A 26034-nucleotide genomic window follows, 5' to 3' on the forward strand; every position below is an offset into this window, starting at 1 on the left:
ATGGTCCGAGAGCGCCGCGATCCCGAACAACGTCCGTCCCCTGAGGCGCTGCTTGAAGCCGCGCGCCGGGAGGAGAGCGCGAGCGGCAAGCTGAAGATCTTCGTCGGCGCCGCCCCCGGCGTCGGCAAGACCTACGAGATGCTGCAAAGCGCCCATGCCAGGCGCAAGGCGGGCATCGACGTGGTGGTCGGCTTTGTCGAGACCCATGGCCGCGCCGAGACCGAGGCGCTGGTGCGCGGGCTCGAGGTGGTGCCGCGCAAGAGGTTCGACTACCGCGGCCAGAGCGTCGAGGAGATGGACCTCGATGCCGTGATCGAGCGCCGCCCTCGAATCGCGCTGGTTGACGAGCTCGCTCACACGAATGCCGCCGGCAGCCGCCATCCCAAGCGCTATCTCGACGTCGAGGAGCTGTTGTCCCACGGCATCGACGTCTACACCGCCGTCAACATCCAGCATATCGAGAGCCTGAACGACGTCGTCGCCCAGATCACCCATGTGCGGGTGCGCGAGACCGTGCCCGACTCGGTATTCGACCGCGCCGATGCGATCGAGCTGATCGACCTCACGCCCGACGATTTGATCCAGCGGCTGCGGGAGGGCAAGGTCTATGTGCCCAAGCAGGCCGAGCGGGCGCTGGAGCACTATTTCTCGCCGGGCAATCTGACCGCGCTGCGCGAACTGGCGCTGCGGCGTACGGCCGAGCGGGTCGACGAGCAGCTTCTCAATCACATGCAGGCGAATGCCATCGCCGGCCCCTGGGCCGCGGGCGAGCGCATCCTCGTCTGCATCAGCGAGGATCCGCGCGCGGCCGGGCTCGTCCGCTACACCAAGCGGCTAGCCGACCGGCTGCATGCGCAATTCACCGCGATCTCGATCGAGACCCGGCGGTCGCTCCAGCTTTCGGACGAGGAGCGCGATCGTCTCGCCGATACGCTGCGGCTTGCCGAATCGCTGGGCGGTGAAGCGCTGACCATCCCCGCTGTCGGCCGCCGCATCGCCGACGACGTCATCAACTTCGCGCAAGGCAACAACGTCACCCAGATCGTGATCGGGAAATCGACGCGCTCGCGGTGGTTCGAACTGACGCGCGGCTCCGTCGTGCATGATCTCGTGCGCAGTTCCGGCAATATCAGCGTTCACGTCATTCCCGGCGATGAGCTCGCGGCCGAGCCGGCGCCGAAGACGGCGGTTCAGACGGCGGCACGGGCAGAGGCGTTTGATGCACGTCCCTACTTGAAGGCGCTCGGGATCACCGCGCTCGGCCTTGCCGCAGCGGTGGCCATCAAGCCGTATTTCGGCATCGAAAACGTCGACCTGATGTTCCTGACCGCGGTTGTCGCCGTGGCTGTTCGCTACGGGTTGTGGCCGTCGCTCCTTGCGAGCGTCGCGGCGTCGCTGGCGTACAACTTCTTCTTCCTGCCGCCGGTCTACACTTTCACGATTACCGACCCGACCAATGTCGCGGCGTTCTTCTTTTTCATGTTGATCGCGTTCGTGGTGTCGAACGTCGCCGGGCGGGTGCGCACGCAGGCGGACACCGCGCTCGGCCGCATCCGCACGACCGAGCAGCTCTATGCGTTCAGCCGCAAGCTCACGGGCACCGGGACGCTCGACGACGTGCTCTGGGCAACTGCCTATCAAACTGCGCTGATGCTGAAGGTTCGCGTGGTCCTGCTGCTGCCGGAGGAAGGCCTGCTCACGGTGAAGTCCGGCTATCCGCCCGAGGACCAGATCGACCAGGCCGATCTCGCCGCCGCCAATTGGGCCTGGAGCAATGATCGTCCCGCCGGCCGCGGCTCGGACACGCTGCCCGGTGCCAAACGGCTGTTCCTGCCGATGCGCACCGGGCGTGGTCCGATCGGCGTCATCGGTATCGACAATGATCGCACCGGTCCGCTGCTGACCCCGGACCAGCGCCGGCTGCTCGATGCACTCGTCGACCAGGGCGCACTGGCAATCGAGCGCGTGCTGCTGGTCGAGGACGTGGATCGCGTCAAGCGCACCGTCGAATCCGAGCGGTTGCGCTCCGCGCTGCTGACATCGATCTCGCACGATCTCAAGACGCCGCTGGCCTCCGTGCTCGGCGCGGCCTCGACCATGCGCGATCTCGCCGGTGCCTTGTCCGACACCGAGAAGCGCGATCTGCTCGCCACCGTGATCGACGAGTCCGAGCGCCTCAACCGCTTCATCGCCAATCTGCTCGACATGACAAAGCTCGAATCCGGCGCCATCGTGCCCAACGCGGCACTGCACGATCTCGGCGAGATCGTCGGCAGCGCGCTGCGGCGTGCGAGCAAGATATTGACGGCGCACAAAGTGGAGCTGGTGCTGGCCGCCGATCTGCCGATGCTTCAGCTCGATGCCGTGCTGTTCGAGCAAGTGCTGTTCAATCTGCTCGACAATGCCGCGAAATATTCGCTGCCCGATACAACGATCTCGATCCGCAGCCGGCGCGAGGGAAATCATGTTGTGCTAGAAATCGCCGATCAGGGTGGCGGCATTCCGCCTGACGAGCTCGAGAGCGTGTTCGACAAGTTCTATCGCGTGCAGAAGGGCGACCATGTCCGTCCCGGCACCGGGCTGGGGCTCGCCATCTCCCGCGGCTTCGTCGAGGCGATGCAGGGCACGATCTCGGCCGCCAACCGCGGCGACCGCAGCGGCGCGATCCTCACCATCCGGCTGCCCGTTCCGGCACGGACCCACGCATTGGATACAGCCGCATGAGTGCCGCCCCGATCAAGGTTCTGGTCATCGACGACGAGCCGCCAATCCGAAAATTGCTGCGGATGGGACTCTCGACGCAGGGCTACGAGATCCTGGAAGCGTCGAACGGAAAGACCGCGCTCGAGAAGCTCGCGGAAGAACCCGCGCTGATCATTCTCGATCTCGGCCTGCCGGACATCCAGGGCCACGAATTGCTGCGCACCATCCGCGGCCGCAACGAAGGCGTGCCGATCGTGGTGCTGTCGAGCCGCGGCGACGAGGCCGGCAAGGTGCAGGCGCTCGATCTCGGCGCCGACGATTACCTGACAAAGCCGTTCGGCATGGACGAGCTGTTGGCGCGCCTGCGTGCGGCGCTGCGGCACCAGCTCCAGGTCAAGGGCGAGCGTCCGGTGTTCCGCACCGGCGATCTCTCGGTTGATCTCGTGCGCCGCATCGTCAAGGTCGGCGAGCGCGAGATAAAGCTGTCACCGAAGGAGTACGATCTCTTGCGCGTGCTGGTGCAGCACGCCGGCAAGGTGCTGACCCATCGTTTCCTGCTCAAGGAGCTCTGGGACGAGCTCACCGACGCGCAATATCTGCGCGTCTATGTCCGCCAGCTCCGCCAGAAGATCGAAGCCGATCCCGAACGCCCGCAATATGTGCTGACGGAGACCGGGATCGGGTACCGGCTGAAGGCGGGGGATTAGCTTTCGATCCTCATCCTGAGGAGCGCGGAACGAGCGTCTCGAAGGATGAAGGCCCGGCTGCGGCAGCGAGGCCTGCATGGTTCGAGACGGCGCTTCGCGCCTCCTCACCATGAGGGCAGAGAGTGGGGCGCGCGGCGAAATCACCCCGCCTTCCTCTGCCGCGTCGTCGAGCGCTGCGTCTTCTTCGCGTTGCGCGGGCGGCCGGTGGCACGACGCGCATGGGACTTCGCCACCGCCTTCTTCCCACCGCGTCCCTTCAGGCTCTGCTTCAGCGCGTCCATCAAGCTGACGACGTTGCTCGGGCGCTCGTCGCGCTCCGGCAGCTCGATTGTCTTGCCGCTGGCCTTGCGCTTCACCAGCGCCTTCAGCGCGGTCTCGTACTCATCCTTGAACTTGCTCGGGTCGAAATGCGCGGCCTTGGTCTGCAGGATGTGGCCGGCGAGCTCGACCATGTCCTTGGTGATCTTGGGGCTCTTGATGCCGTCGAAGAACTGGTCCTCGTCGCGAAGCTCATAGGGGAAGCGCAACGTGGTGCCGAGCAGGCCCTTGCCGAGCGGTTCGATCGCGATGATGTGCTCGCGGTTGGTGAGCACGATCTTGGCGAGCGCCACGCGGTCCTGGTCCTTCATGGCGTCGCGGATCACGGCGAAGGCATCGACCGCAGCCTTGCCGTCGGGCGCGATATAATAGGGATGATTGAGATAGCGCTGGTCGATCTCGTCGCTCGGCACGAAACTCTCGATGTCGATGGTGTGGTTGCTTTCGATCTGGACCGCCTCGAGCTCCTCCGGCTCGATCTCGACATATTTGCCCTTGCGCAGCTCATAGCCGCGCCCCTTCTGGCCGCTCTCGACCACGTCGCCGGTCCCGGAGTCCACCATCTGCTGCTTGAGCCGGTTTCCGGTCTCGCGGTTGATCATGTGAAACCGCGTCTTCTCGGCCGCGGTGGTCGCCGGATAAAGCGCGACCGGGCAACTGACCAGCGAGAGCTTTAACGTTCCCTTCCAATAGGCGCGCGGGGCCATTCCGTTCTCCAGCGTTTCAAGGCATTTTGGAACCCCAACAGCCCCATCGGGTTTTGGTTCCGGGTGGGACTTCCGCCGTGATAGGCTTCAACGCCGAAAGAGAATGCGGGACCGGTCGTGCTGCGAAAACTCTCCACCTACCGACAGAAACGCGATTTCGAGAAGACACCGGAGCCGTCGGGCAAGACCGCGGTGGCGCCATCGGCGCAGCGGCGCTTCGTGATCCAGAAGCACGATGCGACGCGACTGCACTATGATCTGCGGCTCGAGTTCGACGGCGTGTTCAAGTCGTGGGCGGTCACCAAGGGACCCTCGCTCGATCCGCATGACAAGCGGCTGGCGGTCGAGGTCGAGGACCATCCGCTCGACTATGGCGATTTCGAAGGCACGATTCCGGACGGGCAGTATGGCGGCGGCACGGTCATGCTCTGGGACCGCGGCACCTGGGAGTCCGAGGATCCCGAGCGCGGCTTCCAAAAGGGCGACCTCAAGTTCACGCTCCACGGCGACAAGCTGCATGGAAGCTGGGTGCTGGTGCGGATGAGGCATGACCGCACCGGCGGCAAGCGCACCAACTGGCTCCTGATCAAGCATCGCGACGAATATGCCAGCGAGAGCGACGACATTCTCAGCGAGGACAAGTCGGTGGCCTCCGGCCGCGCGATGGCAGAGATCGCCGATGGCAAGGGTCGCGCGCCAAAACCGTTCATGTTGGCGAAGGGTGCCAAGGTCAAGGCCGATGCGGTCTGGCAGTCCAATCGTGTCGAGGAGCCGAAAGGGCGCACCGTCAGGCCGGCGCCCGGTGCGGCGTTGAAGCGCGGGACGGGCGCAAAGACGAAAGCGACGACCGCGACAAGCGCGAAAAGAGTCTCAGAGATGCCGGACTTCGTCGCGCCGCAGCTCTGCACCCCGGTCGAGCGGCCGCCGGCGGCCGACGGCTGGTGCCACGAGATCAAGTTCGACGGCTATCGCGTCCAGCTCCGCGTCGAGGACGGCGAGGCGACGCTGAAGACGCGCAAGGGCCTCGACTGGACCGACAAGTTCGCAGCCATCGCGAAGGAGGCGGGCGAGCTTCCCGACGCCATGATTGACGGCGAGATCGTCGCGCTCGATCACAACGGCGCACCGAATTTCTCCTCGCTCCAGGCCGCGCTGTCGGACGGCAAGACCGAGGACCTGATCTTCTTTGCCTTCGACCTCCTGTTCGCCGAGGGGCTCGATTGCCGGCGCCTGCCACTTGGCGAGCGCAAGGACCGCCTCAGGCAACTCCTGGAAGCAGGCAAGAAGAAATCGAGCCAAATCCGCTATGTCGAGCATTTCGAGAGCAGCGGCGATGCCGTGCTGCAATCGGCCTGCAAGCTCGAGCTCGAAGGCGTGGTGTCGAAGAAGCTCGATGCGCCTTACCGGTCGGGGCGAACGGAAAGCTGGACCAAGGCCAAATGCCGCGCCGGCCATGAGGTCGTGATCGGCGGCTGGAAGACCACCAACGGCAAATTCCGCTCGCTGATGGCCGGCGTGCACCGCGGCGATCATCTTGCCTTCGTCGGCATGGTCGGCACCGGCTTCGGCGCGGACACGGTCAGGCGCATCATGCCGTCCTTGAAAGCCATGGAGGCCAGGCAAAGCCCCTTCGGCGGCAAGAACGCGCCGAAAAAGACGCGCGACGTGCACTGGCTGAAGCCGGAGCTCGTCGCCGAGATCGAGTTCGCCGGGTTCACCGCCGACGGCAATATCCGCCAGGCCGCCTTCAAGGGCCTGCGGCAGGACAAGCCGGCCGAGGAGGTCGAGGCGGAAACACCCGTCGATACCGAACTCGCAAAACCCTCGACCAGGAAGCCTGCTGTGCCGAAGGCAGGCAAGCGGAAGGATGCCGGTACGGCCGAGGTGATCGGTGTCGTCATCTCGAAGCCGGACAAGGAGCTGTGGCCGGATGGCGGCGACGGCGCGGGCGTCACAAAGCTCGATCTCGCGCGCTATTTCGAGGCCGTCGGCGCCTGGATGATCGAGCACATCAAGGGCCGGCCCTGTTCGATCGTGCGTGCGCCTGACGGCATCGGCGGCGAAAAATTCTTCCAGCGCCATGCCATGCAGGGCACGTCGAACCTGCTGGAGCTCGCAAAGGTCTCGGGCGATCGCAAGCCGTACCTGCAGATCGATCGCGTCGAGGGGCTCGCCGCGGTCGCGCAGATCGGCGGCGTCGAGCTGCATCCCTGGAATTGTGCCCCGGACGCCTACGATACGCCGGGCCGGCTGGTGTTCGATCTCGATCCCGCGCCGGACGTCAAATTCGCCGATGTCGTGGACGCCGCCAAGGAGATGCGGCAGCGCCTCACCGACGTCGGCATGGAGAGCTTTTGCAAGACCACCGGCGGCAAGGGCCTGCACGTGGTGGTGCCGCTGCTCCATGGCGCGCGCGACAAGGTGAGCTGGAAGGAGGCCAAGGCGTTCGCGCAAGGCGTTTGCCAGTGGATGGCCGACGACGATCCCGAGCGCTATCTGCTCAACATGTCGAAGAAGCTGCGCAACGGAAAGATCTTCCTGGATTATTTGCGCAACGATCGCCTGTCGACGGCGGTAGCTCCGCTGTCACCCCGTGCGCGCGATGGCGCGACCGTGTCGATGCCTGTGACGTGGGCGCAGGTGAAGGGCGATCTCGATCCGAAGCGGTACACGGTGCGGACGGTGCCGGGTCTGCTGGCGCGCTCGAAGGCCTGGGATGGCTATGACGACGCGGCCACATCGATCACTGCGGCGGCGAAGAAGCTCGCGGGGAAGAAGAAGTAGGGTGGGCAAAGCGAAGCGTGCCCACCAGCTTTCTTATTGCGGCGAAGAGGTGGGCACGGCGCGTTGCGCCTTTGCCCACCCTACGAGGCCGCTACAGCTCCTTGCGCTAGATCCGTCCGAGCAACAGCAGGATCAGCAGGATGACGATGACGAGCCCGAGGCCGCCGCCGCCGTAATAGCCGGTGCCGTAGAACGGGCCGCCGCCGATGCCGCTGAAGCCGCCGAGCAGCGCGATGACCAAAATGATCAGAATGATCGTACCGATAGACATGCTAGTCTCCTCCAGCCCTTTGTTGAAAGGGTCGTTTGCACCTGTCCCGTGGTGCGAGGGCAACTTGCCGCAGGTTCTATAGTTCCCACGATGAAACACGGCGAACGGGGCCAACTTGCATGGAACCTTTGCCAGTCCAGGCGGCATGACTATGTGAGGATCAGTCACCACAGGGCAGCGCCATGTCAGCACCGCTTGTCGTCTCCATTCCGCATCGTCTCGGCCGCGAGGAAGCCGTGCGCCGGCTCAAGACCGGGCTCGGCCGCGCCGCAGCCAGCATTCCCGTGATGCAGGTCGAGGAGGAGCGCTGGAACGGCGACAGCATGAATTTTCGCATCCGCGCGCTCGGGCAGATCGCGAGCGGTCAGGTCGATGTCGCCGACGACCACGTCAAGGTTGAGGTGGTGCTGCCGTGGCTGTTGCAGCGCTTCGCCGAGATGGCGCAGGCGACCATCCGCAAGCGCGGGCAGCTGCTGCTGACCAAGGACGGGGGCAAGTAGCCGTCAGCTACGAGCGCGCTGTTGCCTGGGTCTCGCCGTGCTTGCGGCGCGTGCTTCGATGACCGCAGCGGGAATATCCCGGAAGGCTTGCGCAAGCGGCAATTGATTGCCGGCAAAGCCCGGCCCGGTGTAGCCGGTGATGTCGATCGTCGCGTCAACACCCTCGAACGCGGGCCATTGTCGGCCCTCTTGCGTGAACGGCGCAAACTGGCGCCCGACCACGACGATCGCAGCCGTGCGGCCGTGTCGGCGGACAAAGGCAATGACGTGGTGTGCGTGCGCGCCCTGGACCTGCAGTGGCTGATACTCGCCCTGCGCGAACACATCGGCGAGTTCGTTGCGCAGTTTGAGCAGGTGCCGCGTCCAGGCCAGCTTGAGCTGGCCATTCGGCCAGGTCTTGATCAGCCCGCGCCAGTCCGGCGCATCCAGTGACGTCAGCGCCGTCTGCCGCGCGGCAAAGTCCACCGGGCGGCGGTTGTCGGGATCGACCAGCGACAGGTCCCAGTATTCGGTGCCCTGGTAGAAGTCCGGCACGCCGGGCAGCATCGCCTTGAGCGTGAGCTGGCTCAGCGAATCCAAGGCGCCGAGCAGCGCGACACGGCGTGCCAGGGTTTGCAGCGCCTCCGGGAACTCGCTGGACTGCGCTGGATCGAGGATCTTCCCGATGAAGCTCGCGACGCCGTTCTCATAGGCCTCGTGCGGGTTGAGCCAGCTGGTCTCCTCCTTGCCCTCGCGCGCGGCCTTGAGCGCATAGGCCTGGATGCGCTCGACGAAGCCGGCATCGGCTGTCTCCTCAAGCGGCCAGGCGCCGAGCAGGGTCTGATAGAGCATGTATTCGAACGTCGCCGACGGCGCGCGCAGATTGCCGTCGAGCGCGAGGTGCGGCGCGTTCAGCACCTTCCAGCGTGCCACCGCGCTGGTCCATTCGCCGGGAATCTCGCTGAGCGCCGCGATGCGCGCGCGGGCATCCTCGCCGCGCTTGGTGTCGTGGGTCGCGGTCGCCGTCATCCCTTGCGGCCATTCGTTGGCACGCGCGCGCATGGCCTCATGGAAGGCAGGTATCGTGAGGCCATTGCTCGCGGGGTCGCCGCCGACCTCGTTCAGGGCGAGCAGCCGGTGGAATTGATAGAACGCGGTGTCCTCCAGCGACTTCGCCATCATCGGTCCCGTGAACTGCTGCACCTTCAGCGCGAAACGGCGCACCCGCGGGGCGCTGTGCGGGGGACGGCCGGGTTTGAGCAGGTCCATGGTCAGCGCGTCGCGCAGGAAGTCGAAGATGCCTTCATCCGCGGCGAACCATTCCGCGCGGGCCCGCTCGATGGTGTCGTCGATCAGCTTGCGGTCGAGCGCGGTCGGGCCGCTATGCGTCAAATAGGTGCGATAGACCGGGAAGTGCAGCACGTACAATTCGAGTGCCTGCCGCAGGCTGTCGGCGGAGAAGTCGCGGGTCGAGTAATGCCCGTTGGCGATGCGCGCGAGCAGGCGGGTCAGCACGGTGAATTCGCTGGTCAGCAGCGTCTCCAGCACGCGCCGCTTGGCGTCCTTGACGTAAGGAGCCAGCCGCGGCGGACGGTTGCTGATCTGCCGCCAGGTCTCGTTCAGCGCCTCCAGCCCTTTCGCGTCGACCAGAACCTGAGTGATGACATTCATCCACTCATAGCCCGTGGTGCCCTGAACGCCGGCAAAATGCGGCAGGCGCTCGTGCTCGCACAGGATCTTCTCAATCACGGTATAGAACGGCTTTGTGTTGCCTTGCGCGTCGCGCACCAGCCGGCGCAGCCGCTGACAATATTGTGCAGGATCGCGCAGGCCGTCGATGTGATCGAGGCGGATGCCTTGCAGCTTGCCGTCGGCAATGAGCTGCTTCACCAGCCGGTGCGTGGCGGCGAACGTGCTCGCGTCCTCGACGCGCAGGCCCGCAAGCCCGTTGACGTCGAAGAAGCGGCGATAGTTGATGTCGCTGGAGGCAAGCCGCCAGTGCCCGAGCTTGTAGTGCTGGCGCTCCAGCAGATGATGCAGCGCCAGCGTCTGCGCCGGACGATCCTTGGCGGAACGATAGGCGGGGAGGCCGCGCTCGATGATGTCGGCGCTGCCGGCGATCTCCTTGAGCTCCGCCTTGAAGCCGGGCGCTTCCCTGCGGTTGGGACGACGCAACCCCGTGTAGCGGGCCGCGAGCGCGAGCAGGCGCTTGCCGGCCTCGGTCTCGGCGGCGTCGGCTTCCTTCACGATCACGCGCAGCATTTCGCCATAGCGTTCCGGTGCGATCGGCAGGCGATGCTCGAAATACCAGGCGGAAAAACTGCCTTCATCGGCATCGTAGCGCAGCTCGATGTCGCCGCGCTCCAGCGCCTCGCCATAGGGCGAGCCGAGGATCGGCAGCAGCACGCCGCCCCGGGCGCGATAGGCCAGTTGATCCCAGTCGATGTCGAAGGAAACCGCATGCGGCGAGGCCTGGCCCCATTCCAGCACGTCGAGCCACCAGGGATTGTCGGCAAAGTGCACGCCGACATGGTTCGGCACGAAGTCGATGATGAGGCCGAGGTCGTGCTGCGTGAGGGCATCGCTCAATCGAGCAAAGCCGGCCTCGCCGCCGAGCTCGGGATTGAACTGGCTGTGGTCGACGGTGTCGTAGCCGTGGGTCGAGCCCTTGCGCGCCTTCATCACCGGCGAGGCGTAGAGATGCGTGATCCCGAGTGCCTTGAGGTAAGGCACGACCGCGGCGGCCTTGTCGAAGTCGAAATCCGCGGTGAGCTGAAGCCGATAGGTCGCAAGAGGAATGGCAGGAGGCATGCTAACCTCCGAGATGCCAGATCACCGACCAGGGTGGGAGCCGATCGCCGCTGACGGAGCCCCAGATCGGCGTGCCTGTCGCGTCGCTGGGACGTGCGATGTCCTTGTCCGAGAGATTGGCGGTCAGGCGCAACCTCGCGCCGTCGCCCATGCGCCAATGTGCGGTGAGCAGGCCGCTATCGGCCGTCGCGGCATCGCCGAACCTCGCACCCTTCAGGCGCGGTGCGATCTCCTTGTGACGCAGCGCGAGCAGCTCCCGCACCAGCGCCAGCCGCGCATCCTGCCCCGGCGTGTGGCCGGTCCAATCCAGCACGGCCGATTGCAGCGTTTTGGGATCGAGCGGATCGGGGACCTCGTCGCCGTATTTCTCGTAGGCCCAGGCATATTCCTGCTTGCGGCCCTTGCGCACGGCATCGGCAAGGCCACCCTGGAAATCGCAGAAGAACGGGAAGGGCACCGTGGAGCCCCATTCCTCGCCCTGGAACAGCATCGGCACCATCGGTGCGAGCAGGGTCACCACGAGCGCGGCTTCGATCTGCCGCGGTGATGCCAGGCTCTCGAGCCGGTCCCCCAATGGGCGATTGCCGATCTGGTCGTGGTTTTGCAGGAAGTTGACGAAGGTCGCCGGCGGCAGCTCGCCGCTCGCCTCGCCGCGCGGCTTCTTGCCCCAGAACTCCGAGGTCTCGCCCTGGTAGACGAAGCCCGAGGCGAGCGCGCGCGCAAGATCCATGCGCGGCGTCTGGTAGTCGGCGTAATAGCCCGCGAGCTCGCCGGTCAGCATCACGTGCCAGACGTGGTGATAATCGTCGTTCCACTGCGCGCGATATTTGCCGTTGGGCGGATCCTGCGCGGCATCGAGCAGGCTGGCGCGGTTGTCGCCGTTCTCCAGCACGAGATGGATATGCCGTCCGGTGGCCTTGGCAAGCTCGCCGGCGGCGACGCTGAGATCCTGCAACATCGACTGCTCGCCCGGGATCGCCATGATGTGATTGGCGGCATCCAGTCTCAGGCCATCGAAGCGGTAGTCGGTGAGCCAGGACAGCGCGTTCTCGACCGCGAAGGCCCGGACCTGCGGCACGCGATAATCGATCGCGCTGCCCCATGGCGTATGCGCATCGGTGAAGAAGGCCGGCGCATAGCGGCCGAGATAATTCCCCTCGGGGCCGAAATGATTGTAGACGACGTCGAGGAACACCATCAGCCCGCGCAGATGCGCCTCGTCGATCAGTGTCTTCAGGTCCTCGGGCCGGCCATAGGCGCTGTCGGGCGCGTACCACAGCACGCCGTCATAGCCCCAGCCGCGGCGGCCGGCGAAATCGGCCAGCGGCATCAATTCCAGCGCGGTGATCCCGGTCGCAACGAGATGATCGAGCTTGTCGATCATGGCGCGGTAGGTGCCCTCAGGCGTGAAGGTGCCGACATGGGTCTCGATCAGCACCGTCTCTTCCCAGGGACGTCCGCGCCAATCGCGCGCGCGCCACGCGAAGGCATCATGATCGACGACTTCGCTCGGGCCAAAAACGTCCTCCGGCTGGAAGGCCGATGCGGGATCGGGCACGTCGATCTCGTCGTCGATCCTGAACTGGTAGGGACTGCCGACGGGCAGGCCGGCAATCTCGGCGACATACCAGCCATCCTGCCGGCGCTGCATCGCGTGCCGTCTGTCGAGCAGGAGATCGACTCGGCGAGCACCGGGCGCCCACAGCCGGAACGACACGCCGTCCTTGGTCGGCCTCGCCCCGAAGGATGGTCTCATAGCGCCCCCGCGAAGGCGAGCACGGAGCGCGGCGGCGCCTTGCTGTCGCTTCCGGGCTGCAGATCAACACTGTTCGGCCTGGCATCAGTGGTGTTCAGGATCTGCTGCCAGCTTTTGTACTCGGCCATTTTGGGCAATTTGAATGCGATCTCTTCGGGGGCGGCGTTCAGTACGATAAAGATCGCGGCGCTCCCCGGTTCCATCGGCCCCATCACATACGAGAGGAACCGCCCTTCCGGGAATTTCCAGTCGTTCTCCGTCATCTCGTCGCCGGCAGGCGTCAGCCACAGCGCGCCGTAGGAGACGCCGTCCTTGGGCCGGCCGTCGAGCCAGCGATGGCTGCGAAGCTGCGAGAACCGGCGGCGGATCTCGGCGAGCCCGGCGACGAAATCGATCATGTCGTCGCCATCCTTGCCGAGATTGTCCCAGCCGACCCAGCCGACCTCGTTGTCCTGGCAATAGGCGTTGTTGTTGCCGGACTGCGAATTGCCGACCTCGTCGCCTGCCAGGATCAGCGGAACGCCCTGCGCCAGCATCAGGCAGGMCAGCACGTTCTTGCGAAGCTGCCGCCGCAGCCCGAGAATCCCGGGATCGTCGGTCGGACCCTCGACACCGCAATTGTTGCTGTGGTTGTCGCTGGAGCCGTCGCGATTGTCCTCGCCATTGGCCTCGTTGTGCTTCTCGTTGTAGCTGAAGAGGTCGGCGAGCGTGAAGCCGTCATGCACGGTGATGTGGTTGATGCCGGCGCGCGGCCGCCGTCCGTCATGGTTGAACAGGTCGGATGACGCCGTCATGCGGCTCGAGATGTCGCCGATCAGGCTGCCTTCACCGCTCCAGTAGCGGCGCATGGCGCTGCGATACCGATCGTTCCACTCCGACCATTGGGAAGGGAATGCGCCAACCTGGTAGCCGCCGAGCCCGAGATCCCAGGGTTCGGCGACGAGCTTCACCGCCGCCAGCACCGGGTCCTGCCGGATCGCCGTCAGGAACGAGCTGCCGCGATCATAGCCGTTCGGTCCGCGCGCGAGCGTGGTGGCGAGGTCGAAGCGGAAGCCGTCGACATGGCAGACCTCGACCCAGTAGCGCAGCGAATCCATCACCATCTGGAGCACGCGCGGATGGGTGAGGTTCACCGACGAGCCGCAGCCGGTGAAGTCGTCGTAATAGCGCGGGTTCTCGCGGTTCAGCCAGTAATAGGAGGCATTGTCGATGCCGCGGTAGCACAGGGTCGGACCGAGATGATTGCCTTCGGCCGTGTGGTTGTAGACGACGTCGAGCATCACCTCGATGCCGGCATCGTGCAGGCGCGCGACCGTGGTGCRGAAGGAATCGAGCGCATTGTCCTGGGCGTAGCGCGGTTCGGGCGCGAAGAAGGACAGCGTGTTGTAGCCCCAGTAGTTGACGAGCTTCTTCTCGACCAGAATGCGGTCGTCGATGAAGCTGTGGATCGGAAGCAGCTCGACGGTGGTGACGCCGAGCGTTTTCAAATGCTCGATCATCGCCGGCGACGACAGGCCGCCATAGGTGCCGCGCAAATTCGGCGGCACGTCGTCGCGCTTCTGCGTCAGACCCTTGACGTGGGCCTCGTAGATGATGGTGTCTTCCCAGGGGATGTTCGGCCTGATCTCGCGGCGGCCCCAGTTGAAGGTCTCGTCGACGACGACCGCCTTGGGCATGCCGCGCGCGTTGTCGCGCCGGTCGAAGGAGAGGTCCTCGCGCGGCGAACCGGTGCGATAGGCGAAATGGGCATCGCTCCAGACCAGCCGCCCGGCGAGCCGTTTGGCGTAGGGGTCGAGCAGCAGCTTGTTGGCGTTGAAGCGGTGGCCGTGCTCGGGCTCGTAGGGGCCGTGCACGCGATAGCCGTAGAGCTGGCCCGGCGAGATGTCGTTGAGATAGCCGTGCCAGACGTCCTCGGTCCGCTCGGGCAGCTCGACACGCTCGAGTTCGCGCCTTCCCTGCGTGTCGAACAGGCACAGCTCGACTTTCTGCGCATTGGCGGAGAACAGCGCGAAATTGGTGCCGCGTCCGTCCCAGCTTGCGCCGAGGCGTGCGGGCGATCCGGCAGTCAGGCGCATCGGTCAGCTTTCCGGAACGAGGAAGATCGCGGCGAGCGGCGGAACGGTGAGGCGAAGCTCGGGCGCCTTGCCGCCAGCGGCATGAACCTCGCCGATGTTTCCGACATCGGTGCCGCCGTAATGGGCGGAGTCCGAATTGAACACCTCTTTCCACTTGCCGGCAAAGGGCACGGGGACGCGATAGTTGCGATAGACGTTGGGTGAGAAGTTGATGATCACGAGACACCGTGCGTGCTCGTCGAATCCCTTGCGCAGCCAGGCGAACACGTTGCGGTTGGCGTCATCCGTGATCAGCCATTCGAATCCGCCCTGTTCGCAATCCATCTGGTGCAGCGCCGGCACCGCGCGATAGAGCCGGTTGAGGTCGCGTATCAGCGCCTGGATGCCGGAATGATACTTGTATTCGAGCAGGTGCCAGTCGAGCGACTGGTCGTGATTCCATTCGCGGCTTTGCGCGATCTCCGCGCCCATGAACAGCAGCTTCTTGCCGGGATGGCCGAACATGAAGCTGTAATAGGCGCGCAAATTCGCAAAGCGCTGCCATTCGTCGCCGGGCATGCGGCCGAGGATCGAACGTTTGCCGTGCACGACCTCGTCATGTGACAGCGGCAGGATGAAGTTCTCCGAGAAAGCGTAGTGCAGGCCGAACAGGATATCGCCGTGATGATGCTTGCGGTGGATCGGATCCTTGCTGATGTAGTTCAGCGTGTCGTGCATCCAGCCCATGTTCCACTTGTAGCCGAAGCCGAGCCCGCCGAATTCGACCGGGCGCGAGACCTGCGGCCACGCGGTGGATTCCTCGGCCGCCGTGGTCGCCTGCGGGAAGCGCGCGAACAATTCGGTGTTGAAGCGGCGCAGGAAAGCGATCGCCTCGATGTTCTCGCGGCCGCCATACTGGTTCGGAATCCAGGCGCCCGGCGGGCGGCTGTAGTCGAGATAGAGCATGGAGGCGACCGCATCGACGCGCAGGCCGTCGATCGCGTAACGCTCGAGCCAGAACAGCGCGTTCGACACCAGGAAGTTCGTCACTTCGGTGCGGCCGTAATTGTAGATCAGCGTGCCCCAGTCGAGGTGGCGGCCCTGGAGCGGATTGGCATGCTCGTAGAGCGAGGTGCCGTCAAAGCTGCCGAGCCCGTGCGGATCGTCAGGGAAATGGCCGGGCACCCAGTCGAGCAGCACGCCGACGCCCTCGCGATGGCAGGCATCGACCAGCGCGGCGAAATCCTCAGGCCCGCCGAAGCGGCTGGTTGGCGCATAGAGGCCGGTCGGCTGATAGCCCCAGGAGCCGTCGAACGGATGCTCGCTGACGGGCAGGAATTCGAGATGGGTAAAGCCCATGTCGCGGGCATAGGCCGGCAGCTGCTCGGCCAGTTCGCGATAGGTGAGCCATTCGTCGCCGTTCTTGCGGCGCCAGGAGCCGAGATGGACCTCGTAGATCGACATCGGCGCCGAGAGCGCGTTGATGCCATCCGGCGCCGGGCGTGGGCGCGCGAGATGTGCCTCGTCGAACACGATGGAAGCCGTCTTCGGCCGCACCTCGCTCGCAAAGGCCATGGGATCGGACTTCAGCGGCAACTGGTGGCCGTGCGGCCCGATGATATCGAACTTGTAGTGGTCGCCGCCCTTGGCGTGCGGGATGAACAATTCCCAATAACCGGCACCGCGGACCCGCATCGGATGGCGCCGCGCGTCCCAGAAATTGAAATCGCCGACCACGGACACGCGCCGCGCATTCGGCGCCAGCACGACGAAGCCGATGCCGTCGATGCCTTCGAGCCGCATCGGATGCGCGCCGAGCTTGTCGTAGAGGCGCTGATGGGTGCCTTCGCCGAGCAGATAGAGATCGAAATCGGTCAGGATCGGCGGGAAGCGATAGGCGTCCTCGAACTCGACGATGTTGTCGCCGAACCTGGCGCGGAGCTGATAGCGCTTCGAGCCGTTCGGCAAGGCGCCGATGAACAGGCCCGAAGCGTGGACGCGATCGAGCTTCGCCACCTCGCCATGTTCGCCCACCGCCTCGACATTGGTGGCCTCGGGGAGGAACGCGCGCACCACGCTCGTGCCGCCCTCGGGATGCAACCCGAGATAATGGAAGGGGTCGGGGTGGCGGCCCTCGATGATCGCGTAGGCCTCGGCTGGCAGTTTAGGCATGGGCTTCGCTCTCATTGGACAGAATGCGAAGCAGTCCGGTCAGCGGCGCGCGGAGCCCCTCAGGCCGGTGGGACAGCTCGTACTCTACTTCGTCGAAGGCTTGATCAAGCAGGAAAAACCTTAACAGGCCTTCCGCGGATTGCCGATCTTCCGGCCACAGCCGGCGATCGGTCATGGCTTCGCGGTAAGCGCTAAGGAATGTCGCGGCGGCGCGTTCGCGCCATTCGCCGAGTGCGGTCGCGAGCCGGTCCTGCTCGTCGGATGCGCCCGTCAGCGCGCGGCTAAGCGCTGTGTTAACCGAAAGCTCGATCGAGCGGATCAGGCCGGCGACGTCGCGTGCGGCCGGTGCCTTGCGCCGCTTGTCGGCCAGCGCGAGATGCGGATTGCCGTCGAAGTCGATGATGAAGATATCGTCCTTCACGATCAGAATTTGCCCGAGGCGGAAGTCGCCATGATGACGGATGTTCAACCCGCCGATGCCGGATGGCAAGAGGGCGTCGAGGTGGTCGGGCAGGGTCGCACGCACCGCGACGAGCTGATCGATCAGCGGCCGGTCGGATTCCCGCAGGCCGTCGCGGCTGTCGGCGAGCCGTTCAAAAACCCGCTCGGCCCGTGCCTTGAGGTCGGAGGCCCAGCGTTCGACCTGTGCGGGGCCGATCGGCTCCGGCGCGAGATTGTCGGGCCTTGCGGCGGCGAGAGCCACGTGCAGCTCGGCGAGCCGCCGGCCGATCTGCGCCATGAAGTGCAGATAAGGCGCCTGCTCCTGGGTCTCTCGGGGCGCTTCGCTCATCGGCGCCAACCGCTGCTCGTCGATATAGCGGTCGAGATAACCCGTGGTGACGGCCCAGCCGTCGCCCTGGTTCTCGACATAGGCGTGCAGCACGCCGACCGCGCTGCTTCTGTCGCCTTCGACCAGCTCGACGCTGCCGAGCAGCGCCGGCGTATTGGCAAAGTGCGCGACGTCGGTGAGGTAGGAGCCGATCTCGATCTCGGGATTGATGCCGCCTTCGAGCTGGCGATAGATCTTGGCGACGTACTGGTTGTCGACCAGCGCCGTGCTGTTCGACTGCTCGATGGCGCGGATGCGTTCGGGCTCCTTGATGATGTAATCTGCGAACCGGCTGGTCRCCTTGAACTCCAGACGCAGATTGTTCTCTTCCACCACCAGGTTCTGCGACAGATTGCGCAGGAACAGGCCGATGAAGATCTGCTCGGTCGCGACGTCGAGCAACGTACCTTCGCGCGCGCCCTGACGCACGGCGGCGAGCGCCTTCGGGTTGAAGCGTTCGCGGTCGAAGCGCACCCATTCGATCTGCATCGGCAGCACGTAGCGCGCCGTGGCATCCTGTTGCGGGGTTTCGAAGACCGCGATCCAGGGCCTGTTGTCGCCGATGTCGCAGAACGGCACCGCCGAGGTCAGCGTCGGCTTGATCTGCTTGGGATCTTGCTCGGGATACCAGCGCGTGCGCGACAGGAAGCCTGGCAGCACCTCGTGCTCGAACACGCCGCGCTCGCGCGCCAGCGACACCCAGGTCGAATTGACCGGCACCACCAGCGTCTCGAATTCAGGCACCGCGCGCGGCGTCACCGGCTCGGACTTGTTGCGCTCGGTGAGCTGGAACCAGTAGAAGCCGTAAGGCCCCAGCGTGATCATGTAGGGCACCTCGCCGATCGGCGGAAAACGCGTGCGTCCGAGCATCTCCTGCGGAATGCGGTCCTTCCACGGCGACAGATCGAGCTCGGTCGCCTGGGCTGCGCGCGAGAGGTTGGCGACGCACAGAATCACCTCGTCGTTGTACTGCCGGACATAGGCCAGCACGGCGCGGTTGGCCGGGCGGATGAAGGTCATGGTGCCGCGGCCGAAGGCGAGGGTCGATTTGCGCACCGAGATCAGGCGCTTGGTGGCGCTGAGAAGCGAGGACAGGCTGCGCGACTGCGCCTCCACGTTGACCGACTCGTAGCCGTAGACGGGGTCCATGATCAGCGGCGCATAGAGGCGGGCCGGATCGCAGCGGGAGAAGCCGCCATTGCGATCCGGGCTCCACTGCATCGGCGTGCGTACGCCGTTGCGGTCGCCGAGATAGATGTTGTCGCCCATGCCGATCTCGTCGCCGTAATAGATGATCGGCGTGCCGGGAAAGGACAGCAGCAGCGAGTTCATCAGCTCGATCTTGCGGCGGTCATTGTCCATCAGCGGCGCCAGCCGCCGGCGGATGCCGACATTGATGCGGGCGCGGGGATCGTTGGCGTAGGTGGTCCAGAGATAGTCGCGCTCGACGTCGGTGACCATCTCCAGCGTCAGCTCGTCGTGGTTGCGCAGGAACAGCGCCCATTGGCAGCTTGCGGGAATGTCCGGCGTCTGGCGCAAGATGTCGGTGATCGGAAAGCGGTCTTCCTGCGCGATCGCCATGTAGATGCGCGGCATCAGCGGGAAGTGGTAGGCCATGTGGCACTCGTCGCCGCGGCCGAAATATTCCTGCACGTCCTCCGGCCATTGATTGGCCTCGGCCAGCAGCAGCTTGCCCTTGGAGTAGGAGTCCAGTTCCTGGCGCAGGCGCTTGATGATCGCATGCGTCTCGGGGAGGTTCTCGTTGTTGGTGCCGTCGCGTTCGCAGAGATAGGGGATGGCGTCGAGGCGGAATCCGTCGACGCCGGCATCCAGCCAGCGCTTCATCACCTGGATCAGGGCGCTGACCACGCGCGGATTGTCGAAATTGAGGTCCGGCTGGTGCGAGAAGAAGCGGTGCCAGTAGAACGCCCCGGCCTCGTGGTCCCAGGTCCAGTTCGACTTCTCGGTGTCGGTGAAGATGATCCGCGTGCCCTGGTATTTCTGGTCGGTGTCGCTCCAGACATACCAGTTGCGGGCGCTCGAGCCCGGATGGCTGCGGCGCGCGCGCTTGAACCATTTGTGCTGGTCGGAGGTGTGATTGACGACGAGCTCGGTGATGACGCGCAGGCCGCGCTTCTGCGCTTCCTGGATGAAGCGCTTGAAGTCCTTCATCGTCCCGAAATCGGGATTGACCGAGCCGTAGTCGGCGATGTCGTAGCCGTCGTCGCGCCCGGGCGATGGATAGAACGGCAGCAGCCACAGCGCGGTGACGCCGAGCTCCTGGAGATAGGGCAGCTTCTCGGTCAGTCCGGCGAAATCGCCGATGCCGTCATGGTTGCTGTCGGCAAACGCCTTGACGTGGAGCTGGTAGATGATTGCGTCCTTGTACCAGAGTTCATCCACGATCTCGGCTGCCTCGGCTTTTTGGGTGTCGACGGAAGACAAAACATTCATGGCGTGATCCTTACGCCAGGCAGCGGAACAGCAGCGCCGGGTCGCGGTCGGGATCGATATATAATCTGATCCCGCCCCATTCGATGCGGGACAGTTCGCCTGTGATGAGATTTTCGAGTGCGGTGACGTGGCGGCGTGCGCCGCCGGCGTCGATGGTGAGGTCGCCCAGCGGCAACCAGACTTCGCGGACATGGCCCGAGAGGGCGATGACCGCGACGACGGTGTTGGCTGGATCGGCCGCCTCCTTGGCAAAGGCGATCGTCTCGCCGTCCTCGACGCCGAGGAAGCGCAGATTCTCCGTTTGCTGAAGCGCGGCGTTATCGTTGCGGATGCGATTGAGCGCGGCGATGTAGGTCTTGATGTTGCCGGGCCGGTCCCAGTCGCGCGGCTTGATCTGGTATTTCTCGGAATCGAGATATTCTTCGCGGCCGGGAATCGCGTCATGCTCCAGCAGCTCGAACCCGCTGTAGATGCCGTAACTGCCGGACAGCGTCGCGGCCAGCGCGACCCGCGACTTGAACGCCCAGGGCTCACCGCCCTGGAGATGATAGGGCAGCAGGTCGGGCGTGCTCACGAACAGGTTCGCCCGATAGAAATCGCGCTCGGGATAGCGGGTCAGCTCGCCCAGATATTGCTCCAGCTCCCATTTCGCCGTGCGCCAGGGGAAATAGCTGAAGGACTGTGCAAAGCCGAGCTTGGCGAGGCCCTTCATCAGCTTCGGCCGCGCGAAGGTCTTGGAGAACAGGATCACCTCGGGATGGCGGCGGCGGATGTCGCTGATCAGCCACTCCCAGAACGGAAGCGGCGCGGTGTCGTGATTGTCGATGGCGAAGATGGTGACGCCGTGGTCGATCCAGAACAGCATGGCGTCGCGAAACGCGTTCCACAGCCCGGCCCTGTCGACGGAGGCGAAATCGGGGATGACGATGTCCGAATAGGGATCATCCGCCGTCCGCACCGAGCGGTCCGGCCGCCATTTGAACCATTCCGGATGCTGCCTCAGCCAGGGATGGTCCGGCGAGCATTGCACGGCGAAGTCGAGCGCGAGCTCGAGGCCGTATTCGAGACAGGTCGCGACCAGCGCGCGGAAATCCTCGATCGTGCCGAGCTCGGGATGCAGTGCATCGTGCCCGCCCTCGGCCGTGCCGATCGCATAGGGCGAGCCAGGATCGCCTTCGGTCGCCACCGGCGCATTGTTGCGGCCCTTGCGGCGGGTGTGGCCAATGGGGTGGATGGGCGTGAAGTAGAGCACGTCAAAGCCCATCGCGGCGATGTCGGGCACGCGCGCGATGCAGTCACGCAGCGTGCCATGCCGGCCGGGACTCTGGCTCTGGCTGCGCGGCATCATCTGATACCAGGCGCCGAAGCGCGCTTTGTCGCGGTCGACGATCAGCGGGAAGTTCTGCGAGCGGGTCAGGTCGGGCCGCGACTGGCTCTCGGCCATGGCCGCGCCGAGATCGGCTGCCAGCAGCGAGCCGACATCGCCGGTCTGAAGATAATCCTCGCATTGCTTCACGATGACCGCCGCGGCGTCCTGCCGGGCGCCATGTGCCTTGGTCAGGAGGCCGGCGCCCTCGAGCGCATCGAGGCTGACGTCTGTGCCGGCGCGCCGCTTGCGCTCAACCCCGTGCGACCAGGTGGCGAATTCGTCGGTCCATGCCTCGATCGCATAGACATATTGGCCGGGCTCAACGGGGGTGAACGCGCCGGACCAGCGGTCATTGCCGTGATGGATCATCGGCTCGCTCCGCCATTCCCGGTCCTGCTCTCCTTGCCAGATCAGCGCGGCACCGATCACCGCGTCGCCGTCGCGATAGATGTCGGCCCAGACGTCGACCCGTTCGCCCGCAATCCGCTTCACGGCGAAACGGCCGCTGTCGATCGAGGGATAGATATCTTCGATGAGGAAAGCACCGCCGGCTGCGGCACTCTCGACAGTTTGAATTGTCTTGTTCACGGTGATGCCATTGACAAGAAAGCAGGAGCCCGTTTCCCTTGTCGGGAACCTACGCTTGATACCAATATAGAAAGCCGCTTGTGTGTCATTGGTTCCCTTGGGAACGGCAGGCACGGTCTGCGAGTTAGCCCTGACTAACCTCTTCCACGACCTCGTTAAATTCCCTGCCCCCGGCCGGATGACGGCCTGCAAGCTGCGTGCCGAATGGATCTTTTAGCTCAAGCCCGGATCAAGGGCGTTCAGTCCGAATTCGTCGATGCCCTCGGAAAGCTGCGGGTCACCGATCCCGTGGCCCTCAAATCCATCCTCGAAGCCCTGCCGGAGAAGCGGGTTTACCGCTTCGTCGGCGGGCCCGTGGTGGTGCGCGCCCTGGGACATCCGCGCACCGAATTGAGGACAATCGGCGCGCCGCCGCTGCAATGGACATTGCGCGCAAACGGCAATGTGATCGCGCAAGGCGAGACCCACGAGCCCGTGATCGCCTGGCCCGCCGGCCTGCCGCTCGGTTATCACCGGTTGACGCTGACCGACGCCAAGGGTGTTGCGGAAGAGGTGCCGATGATCGTGGCGCCCGAACGCGCCTTCGGCGGCGATTTCGCCCGTGGCTGGCTGCTTGCCGTGCAGCTCTACAGCGTCCGCTCGGACCGCAATTGGGGCATTGGCGATTTCACCGACCTCGCCGATCTCGTCCGGCTCGCCAGGCAGCTCGGCGCCGATGGCGTCGGGCTCAATCCGCTGCATGTCCTGTTCGACAACCACCCCGCCGATTGCAGCCCTTATTCGCCGAACAGCCGGCTGTTTCTCAACCCGCTCTATATCGACGTCGAGGCGATCCCGGAATTTTCCGCCGACCTCGTCCCCGACGCGGCTGCGACCGCCGCGCGGCTGCGCGAAGGCGATCGCGTGCCCTATGCGGACATGGCGGCGCTGAAATGGCTCGGCCTGCGCGCCGCCTACAACAGTTTCGTGACGAGCGCGAGCGAGGCGCGCCGCAAGGAATTCGACGCCTTCTGCGCGGACCGTGCGCCGCTGTTGTCCCGCTTTGCCTGCTTCGAGGTGCTGCGGCATCGCTTCTCCGGGCCTTGGTGGGAGTGGCCGCAAGAGTGGCAGCAGCCGGATGAAGCCAAATGCGCCGAGCTCCGCAACGGCCCCGACAAGCGCGAGGTCGAGTTCGTCGAATTCGTGCAATGGACGGCCGATAGCCAATTGCATGCCGCCAAGGAATTGGCCGGCCAGCTCGGCATGCGCGTCGGGCTCTATCTCGACGTCGCCGTCGGCGTGCAGTCCAACGGCTTCGACGCCTGGAACGAGCAGATGGCGATTTCGCGCCATCTCGCCGTCGGCGCGCCGCCCGACGTGCTCAACACCGTCGGACAGGATTGGGGCCTTGCCGGCTTCAATGCCGGTGGTCTGGAGGCGCAATCCTTCGTGCCGTTCGCCGACATGCTGGCCGCCTCGATGCGCCATGCCGGCGCGATCCGGCTCGATCACGTGCTGGGGTTGAAGCGGCTGTATCTGGTGCCGCGCGGCTTCAAGCCGGACAACGGCGCCTATGTTCAGATGCCGTTCGAGGCGCTGCTCGGCGCCGTGGTGCGCGAGAGCGCGGCGCACAAATGCATCGTGATCGGCGAGGACCTCGGCACCGTGCCGGAAGGTTTCCGCGAGACCATGCAGGATTTCGGCATCTGGTCCTACCTCGTCATGATGTTCGAGCGCGACGATGCCGGCCGTTTCCGCAATGCCGACCATTACCGGCCCAACGCGCTGGTCACGCTGAACACGCATGATCTGTGCACCTATGCCGGCTGGCGCTCCTTCAGCGATCTCAAGATGAAGCGCTCGCTCGGGCTCGACCCCGGCGAGAACGACCAGGCGCGCTGGGATGCGCTCGGCAGGCTCGACGAGATCCTGCGCCAGAACGGCATCAACGCCAACGATCTCTATTCGGTGCTCGCCTTCCTGTCGCGGACGCCGTCGCGTCTTCTGGCGGTGTCGCTGGAGGATCTGCTCGGCGTGATTGACCAGCCCAACATTCCCGGTACGATCGATGAGCATCCGAACTGGCGCCAGCGCCTGCCGGTGGCGCTCGACAAGATCGCCGCCAAGGTCGATGTTACGGCCTTGAAGGCGGCGACGCGGGAACGCTCGTTGACCGGCGGGAGTTGAAACGGCGGATTTTCCGGGGCTCGTGACACATTGGCTCAGAGGATCGAGGACTATGCGCTGATCGGCGATTGCGAGACCGCAGCGCTGGTCGGGCGCGACGGCTCGATCGACTGGCTGTGCTGGCCGGCCTTCGATTCCGATGCCTGCTTTGCCGCGATCCTCGGCACGCACAAGAACGGCCGCTGGCTGATCGCGCCGGGCGAAGACATCACCGGTATCTCGCGCCGCTACCTCGGCAACACGCTCATCCTCGAAACGCGTTTCGAGACCAGGAGCGGCGCCGTTGCGCTGATCGACTTCATGCCGCCGCGCGGCAAGGCCTCCGACATCGTGCGGCTGGTCCGCGGCCTCACGGGCACGGTGAAGATGCGGATGGAGCTTGTCATCCGCTTCGGCTTCGGCGTCGACATTCCCTGGGTGCGACGCATCGACCATTCGCTGCTGGCGATCGCCGGCCAGGACATGACGGTGCTGCGCACCCCGGTGGAGACCCGCGGCGAGGATCTGACCACGGTCTCCGACTTCGATGTGAAGGCGGGTGAGACGGTGCCGTTCGTGCTGACCTACGGCCCCTCGCATCTCGATCCGCCCGCGCCGATCGATCCGGAGATCGCCTTCCGGGAGACCGAGAAATTCTGGAACGAATGGTGCAGCCGCTGCACCCGCGACGGCGAATATCACGATCTGATCGTACGCTCGCTGATCACGCTGAAGGCGCTGACCTTCGCCCCCACCGGCGGCATCGTCGCGGCGCCCACCACCTCGTTGCCGGAAAAGCTCGGCGGCGCCAGGAACTGGGATTACCGCTTCTGCTGGCTGCGCGATGCGACCTTCACGCTGCTGGCGCTGATGAACTCGGGTTACACCGAGGAAGCATTGGCCTGGCACAATTGGCTGCTGCGCGCGGCGGCAGGCTCGCCGGCGGACATGCAGATCATGTACGGCATCTGGGGCCAGCGGCGTCTGCTGGAATGGGAAGCGGGCTGGCTCGACGGTTATGAGGGCGCCCAACCGGTGCGCGTCGGCAACGCCGCGCATGCGCAGCTCCAGCTCGACGTCTACGGCGAACTGATCGACGCTTTCCACCAGTCGCGCATGGCGAAGCTGAAGCTCGACGACGAGACGACCTGGGCGCTGGAATGCGTCGTGCTCAACCATCTCGCCGAGGTCTGGGACCATCCCGACAACGGCATCTGGGAGCTGCGTGGACAGCCGAAGCACTACGTGTTCTCCAAGGTCATGACCTGGGTCGCCTTCGACCGCGGCATCAAGAGCGCCGAGACCTTTGGCTTCAAGGCGCCGCTGCTGCATTGGCGTGCCCTGCGCGAAGCCATTCATCGCGATGTCTGCAACAAGGGATTTGACGCGGAGGAGAATGCCTTCGTCGACTTCTATGGTTCAAAGCTGCTCGATGCCAGCGTGCTGCTGCTGCCGGCCGTCGGCTTCCTGCCGCCATCGGACCCGCGCATTCGGGGCACCATCGCCGCCGTCGAGAAACACATGATGCGCGACGGTTTTGTGCTGCGCCACGACCCCCGCGAAGTGTCCGAGGAGACGCAGCCGATCGAGGGCGCGTTCCTGGCGTGCAGCCTGTGGCTGGCCGACGCGCATGTGCTGGCGGGCGATCTCGACAAGGCGCAAGCCTTGCTCGACCGCGTGGTCGGCATCGCGAACGACGTCGGCCTCTTGGCCGAAGAATATGATTCAGGCGCCCAACGCCAGACCGGCAATTTCCCGCAGGCCTTGACCCACATCGCGCTGATCAACACCGCGCACAATCTCTCGGCCGCGAGGCAGGAGAGCGAGAAGCCGGCGGTTCAGCGGTCGAAGTAAGGGGGGAGGGAACGCACCTCCGTCGCGGCGTCA

At 65.1% G+C, this 26034-nt stretch carries 14 protein-coding genes; 6 read left to right on the forward strand and 8 right to left on the reverse strand.

Annotated elements, in window-relative coordinates; translation table 11 throughout:
- Window positions 1-2724, forward strand: coding sequence for a sensor histidine kinase (locus AB4Z51_RS01590; protein ID WP_085405238.1), 2724 nt, complete (start codon window positions 1-3; stop codon window positions 2722-2724).
- On the forward strand, window positions 2721-3410 hold the full coding sequence (locus AB4Z51_RS01595; protein WP_028147071.1) for a response regulator: 690 nt from the start codon (window positions 2721-2723) through the stop codon (window positions 3408-3410). Before AB4Z51_RS01590 ends, AB4Z51_RS01595 begins: the two co-directional genes overlap by 4 nt.
- Before the next feature lie 140 nt (window positions 3411-3550).
- Here AB4Z51_RS01595 and ku read toward each other — a convergent pair whose 3' ends face one another.
- Complete coding sequence (ku, locus tag AB4Z51_RS01600; RefSeq protein ID WP_085405237.1) at window positions 3551-4435, reverse strand: non-homologous end joining protein Ku; 885 nt, start codon at window positions 4433-4435, stop codon at window positions 3551-3553.
- A 117-nt stretch (window positions 4436-4552) separates the two neighbouring features.
- Between ku and ligD the strand changes: the two genes are divergently transcribed.
- Complete coding sequence (gene ligD / locus AB4Z51_RS01605) at window positions 4553-7219, forward strand: DNA ligase D (protein ID WP_354078001.1); 2667 nt, start codon at window positions 4553-4555, stop codon at window positions 7217-7219.
- A 106-nt stretch (window positions 7220-7325) separates the two neighbouring features.
- Here ligD and AB4Z51_RS01610 read toward each other — a convergent pair whose 3' ends face one another.
- Window positions 7326-7490 carry a DUF3309 family protein gene (locus AB4Z51_RS01610; RefSeq protein WP_007595743.1) on the reverse strand — a complete coding sequence of 55 codons (165 nt, stop codon included), beginning with the start codon at window positions 7488-7490 and terminating at the stop codon, window positions 7326-7328.
- A 182-nt stretch (window positions 7491-7672) separates the two neighbouring features.
- Between AB4Z51_RS01610 and AB4Z51_RS01615 the strand changes: the two genes are divergently transcribed.
- Window positions 7673-7990 (forward strand): polyhydroxyalkanoic acid system family protein, encoded by a 318-nt coding sequence (locus AB4Z51_RS01615; RefSeq protein WP_085405235.1) that lies wholly within the window; start codon window positions 7673-7675, stop codon window positions 7988-7990.
- Between the two features lie 3 nt (window positions 7991-7993).
- Here AB4Z51_RS01615 and treY read toward each other — a convergent pair whose 3' ends face one another.
- The 6 genes from treY to AB4Z51_RS01645 are packed head-to-tail and all read right to left on the reverse strand — an operon-like array spanning window position 7994 to window position 22002.
- Window positions 7994-10780 carry a malto-oligosyltrehalose synthase gene (gene treY, locus AB4Z51_RS01620; protein ID WP_085405234.1) on the reverse strand — a complete coding sequence of 929 codons (2787 nt, stop codon included), beginning with the start codon at window positions 10778-10780 and terminating at the stop codon, window positions 7994-7996.
- A 1-nt stretch (window position 10781) separates the two neighbouring features.
- Window positions 10782-12536 carry a malto-oligosyltrehalose trehalohydrolase gene (gene treZ / locus AB4Z51_RS01625; RefSeq protein WP_085405233.1) on the reverse strand — a complete coding sequence of 585 codons (1755 nt, stop codon included), beginning with the start codon at window positions 12534-12536 and terminating at the stop codon, window positions 10782-10784.
- Window positions 12533-14611 (reverse strand): glycogen debranching protein GlgX, encoded by a 2079-nt coding sequence (gene glgX / locus AB4Z51_RS01630; protein ID WP_441496901.1) that lies wholly within the window; start codon window positions 14609-14611, stop codon window positions 12533-12535. The genes treZ and glgX overlap by 4 nt, the downstream gene beginning before the upstream one ends.
- A gap of 3 nt (window positions 14612-14614) precedes the next feature.
- Window positions 14615-16762, reverse strand: coding sequence for a 1,4-alpha-glucan branching protein GlgB (glgB, locus tag AB4Z51_RS01635; RefSeq protein WP_085405231.1), 2148 nt, complete (start codon window positions 16760-16762; stop codon window positions 14615-14617).
- Window positions 16755-20045, reverse strand: coding sequence for a maltose alpha-D-glucosyltransferase (gene treS, locus AB4Z51_RS01640; protein WP_441496902.1), 3291 nt, complete (start codon window positions 20043-20045; stop codon window positions 16755-16757). Before treS ends, glgB begins: the two co-directional genes overlap by 8 nt.
- A gap of 10 nt (window positions 20046-20055) precedes the next feature.
- Window positions 20056-22002, reverse strand: a complete 1947-nt coding sequence (locus AB4Z51_RS01645) for a maltotransferase domain-containing protein (protein WP_441496903.1) — start codon at window positions 22000-22002, stop codon at window positions 20056-20058.
- Between the two features lie 204 nt (window positions 22003-22206).
- Between AB4Z51_RS01645 and malQ the strand changes: the two genes are divergently transcribed.
- Window positions 22207-24168: a 4-alpha-glucanotransferase gene (gene malQ, locus AB4Z51_RS01650; RefSeq protein ID WP_135214832.1), complete on the forward strand. Its 1962-nt coding sequence runs from the start codon at window positions 22207-22209 to the stop codon at window positions 24166-24168.
- 30 nt (window positions 24169-24198) lie between these two features.
- Window positions 24199-26001 carry a glycoside hydrolase family 15 protein gene (locus tag AB4Z51_RS01655; RefSeq protein WP_135214831.1) on the forward strand — a complete coding sequence of 601 codons (1803 nt, stop codon included), beginning with the start codon at window positions 24199-24201 and terminating at the stop codon, window positions 25999-26001.
- The last annotated feature ends 33 nt before the right edge of the window (window positions 26002-26034 follow it).

Origin of the sequence: Bradyrhizobium sp. 2TAF36, from assembly GCF_052114925.1 — a bacterium.
GTDB classification, from domain to species: domain Bacteria; phylum Pseudomonadota; class Alphaproteobacteria; order Rhizobiales; family Xanthobacteraceae; genus Bradyrhizobium; species Bradyrhizobium barranii.

Excerpts from the sequence above, each read along its gene's own strand:
- AB4Z51_RS01590 (WP_085405238.1), top strand. The coding sequence starts at position 1 with ATGGTCCGAGAGCGCCGCGATCCCGAACAACGTCCGTCCCCTGAGGCG.
- AB4Z51_RS01595 (WP_028147071.1), top strand. The coding sequence starts at position 2,721 with ATGAGTGCCGCCCCGATCAAGGTTCTGGTCATCGACGACGAGCCGCCA.
- ku (WP_085405237.1), bottom strand. The coding sequence starts at position 4,435 with ATGGCCCCGCGCGCCTATTGGAAGGGAACGTTAAAGCTCTCGCTGGTC.
- AB4Z51_RS01610 (WP_007595743.1), bottom strand. The coding sequence starts at position 7,490 with ATGTCTATCGGTACGATCATTCTGATCATTTTGGTCATCGCGCTGCTC.
- AB4Z51_RS01615 (WP_085405235.1), top strand. The coding sequence starts at position 7,673 with ATGTCAGCACCGCTTGTCGTCTCCATTCCGCATCGTCTCGGCCGCGAG.
- treY (WP_085405234.1), bottom strand. The coding sequence starts at position 10,780 with ATGCCTCCTGCCATTCCTCTTGCGACCTATCGGCTTCAGCTCACCGCG.
- treZ (WP_085405233.1), bottom strand. The coding sequence starts at position 12,536 with ATGAGACCATCCTTCGGGGCGAGGCCGACCAAGGACGGCGTGTCGTTC.
- glgB (WP_085405231.1), bottom strand. The coding sequence starts at position 16,762 with ATGCCTAAACTGCCAGCCGAGGCCTACGCGATCATCGAGGGCCGCCAC.
- malQ (WP_135214832.1), top strand. The coding sequence starts at position 22,207 with ATGGATCTTTTAGCTCAAGCCCGGATCAAGGGCGTTCAGTCCGAATTC.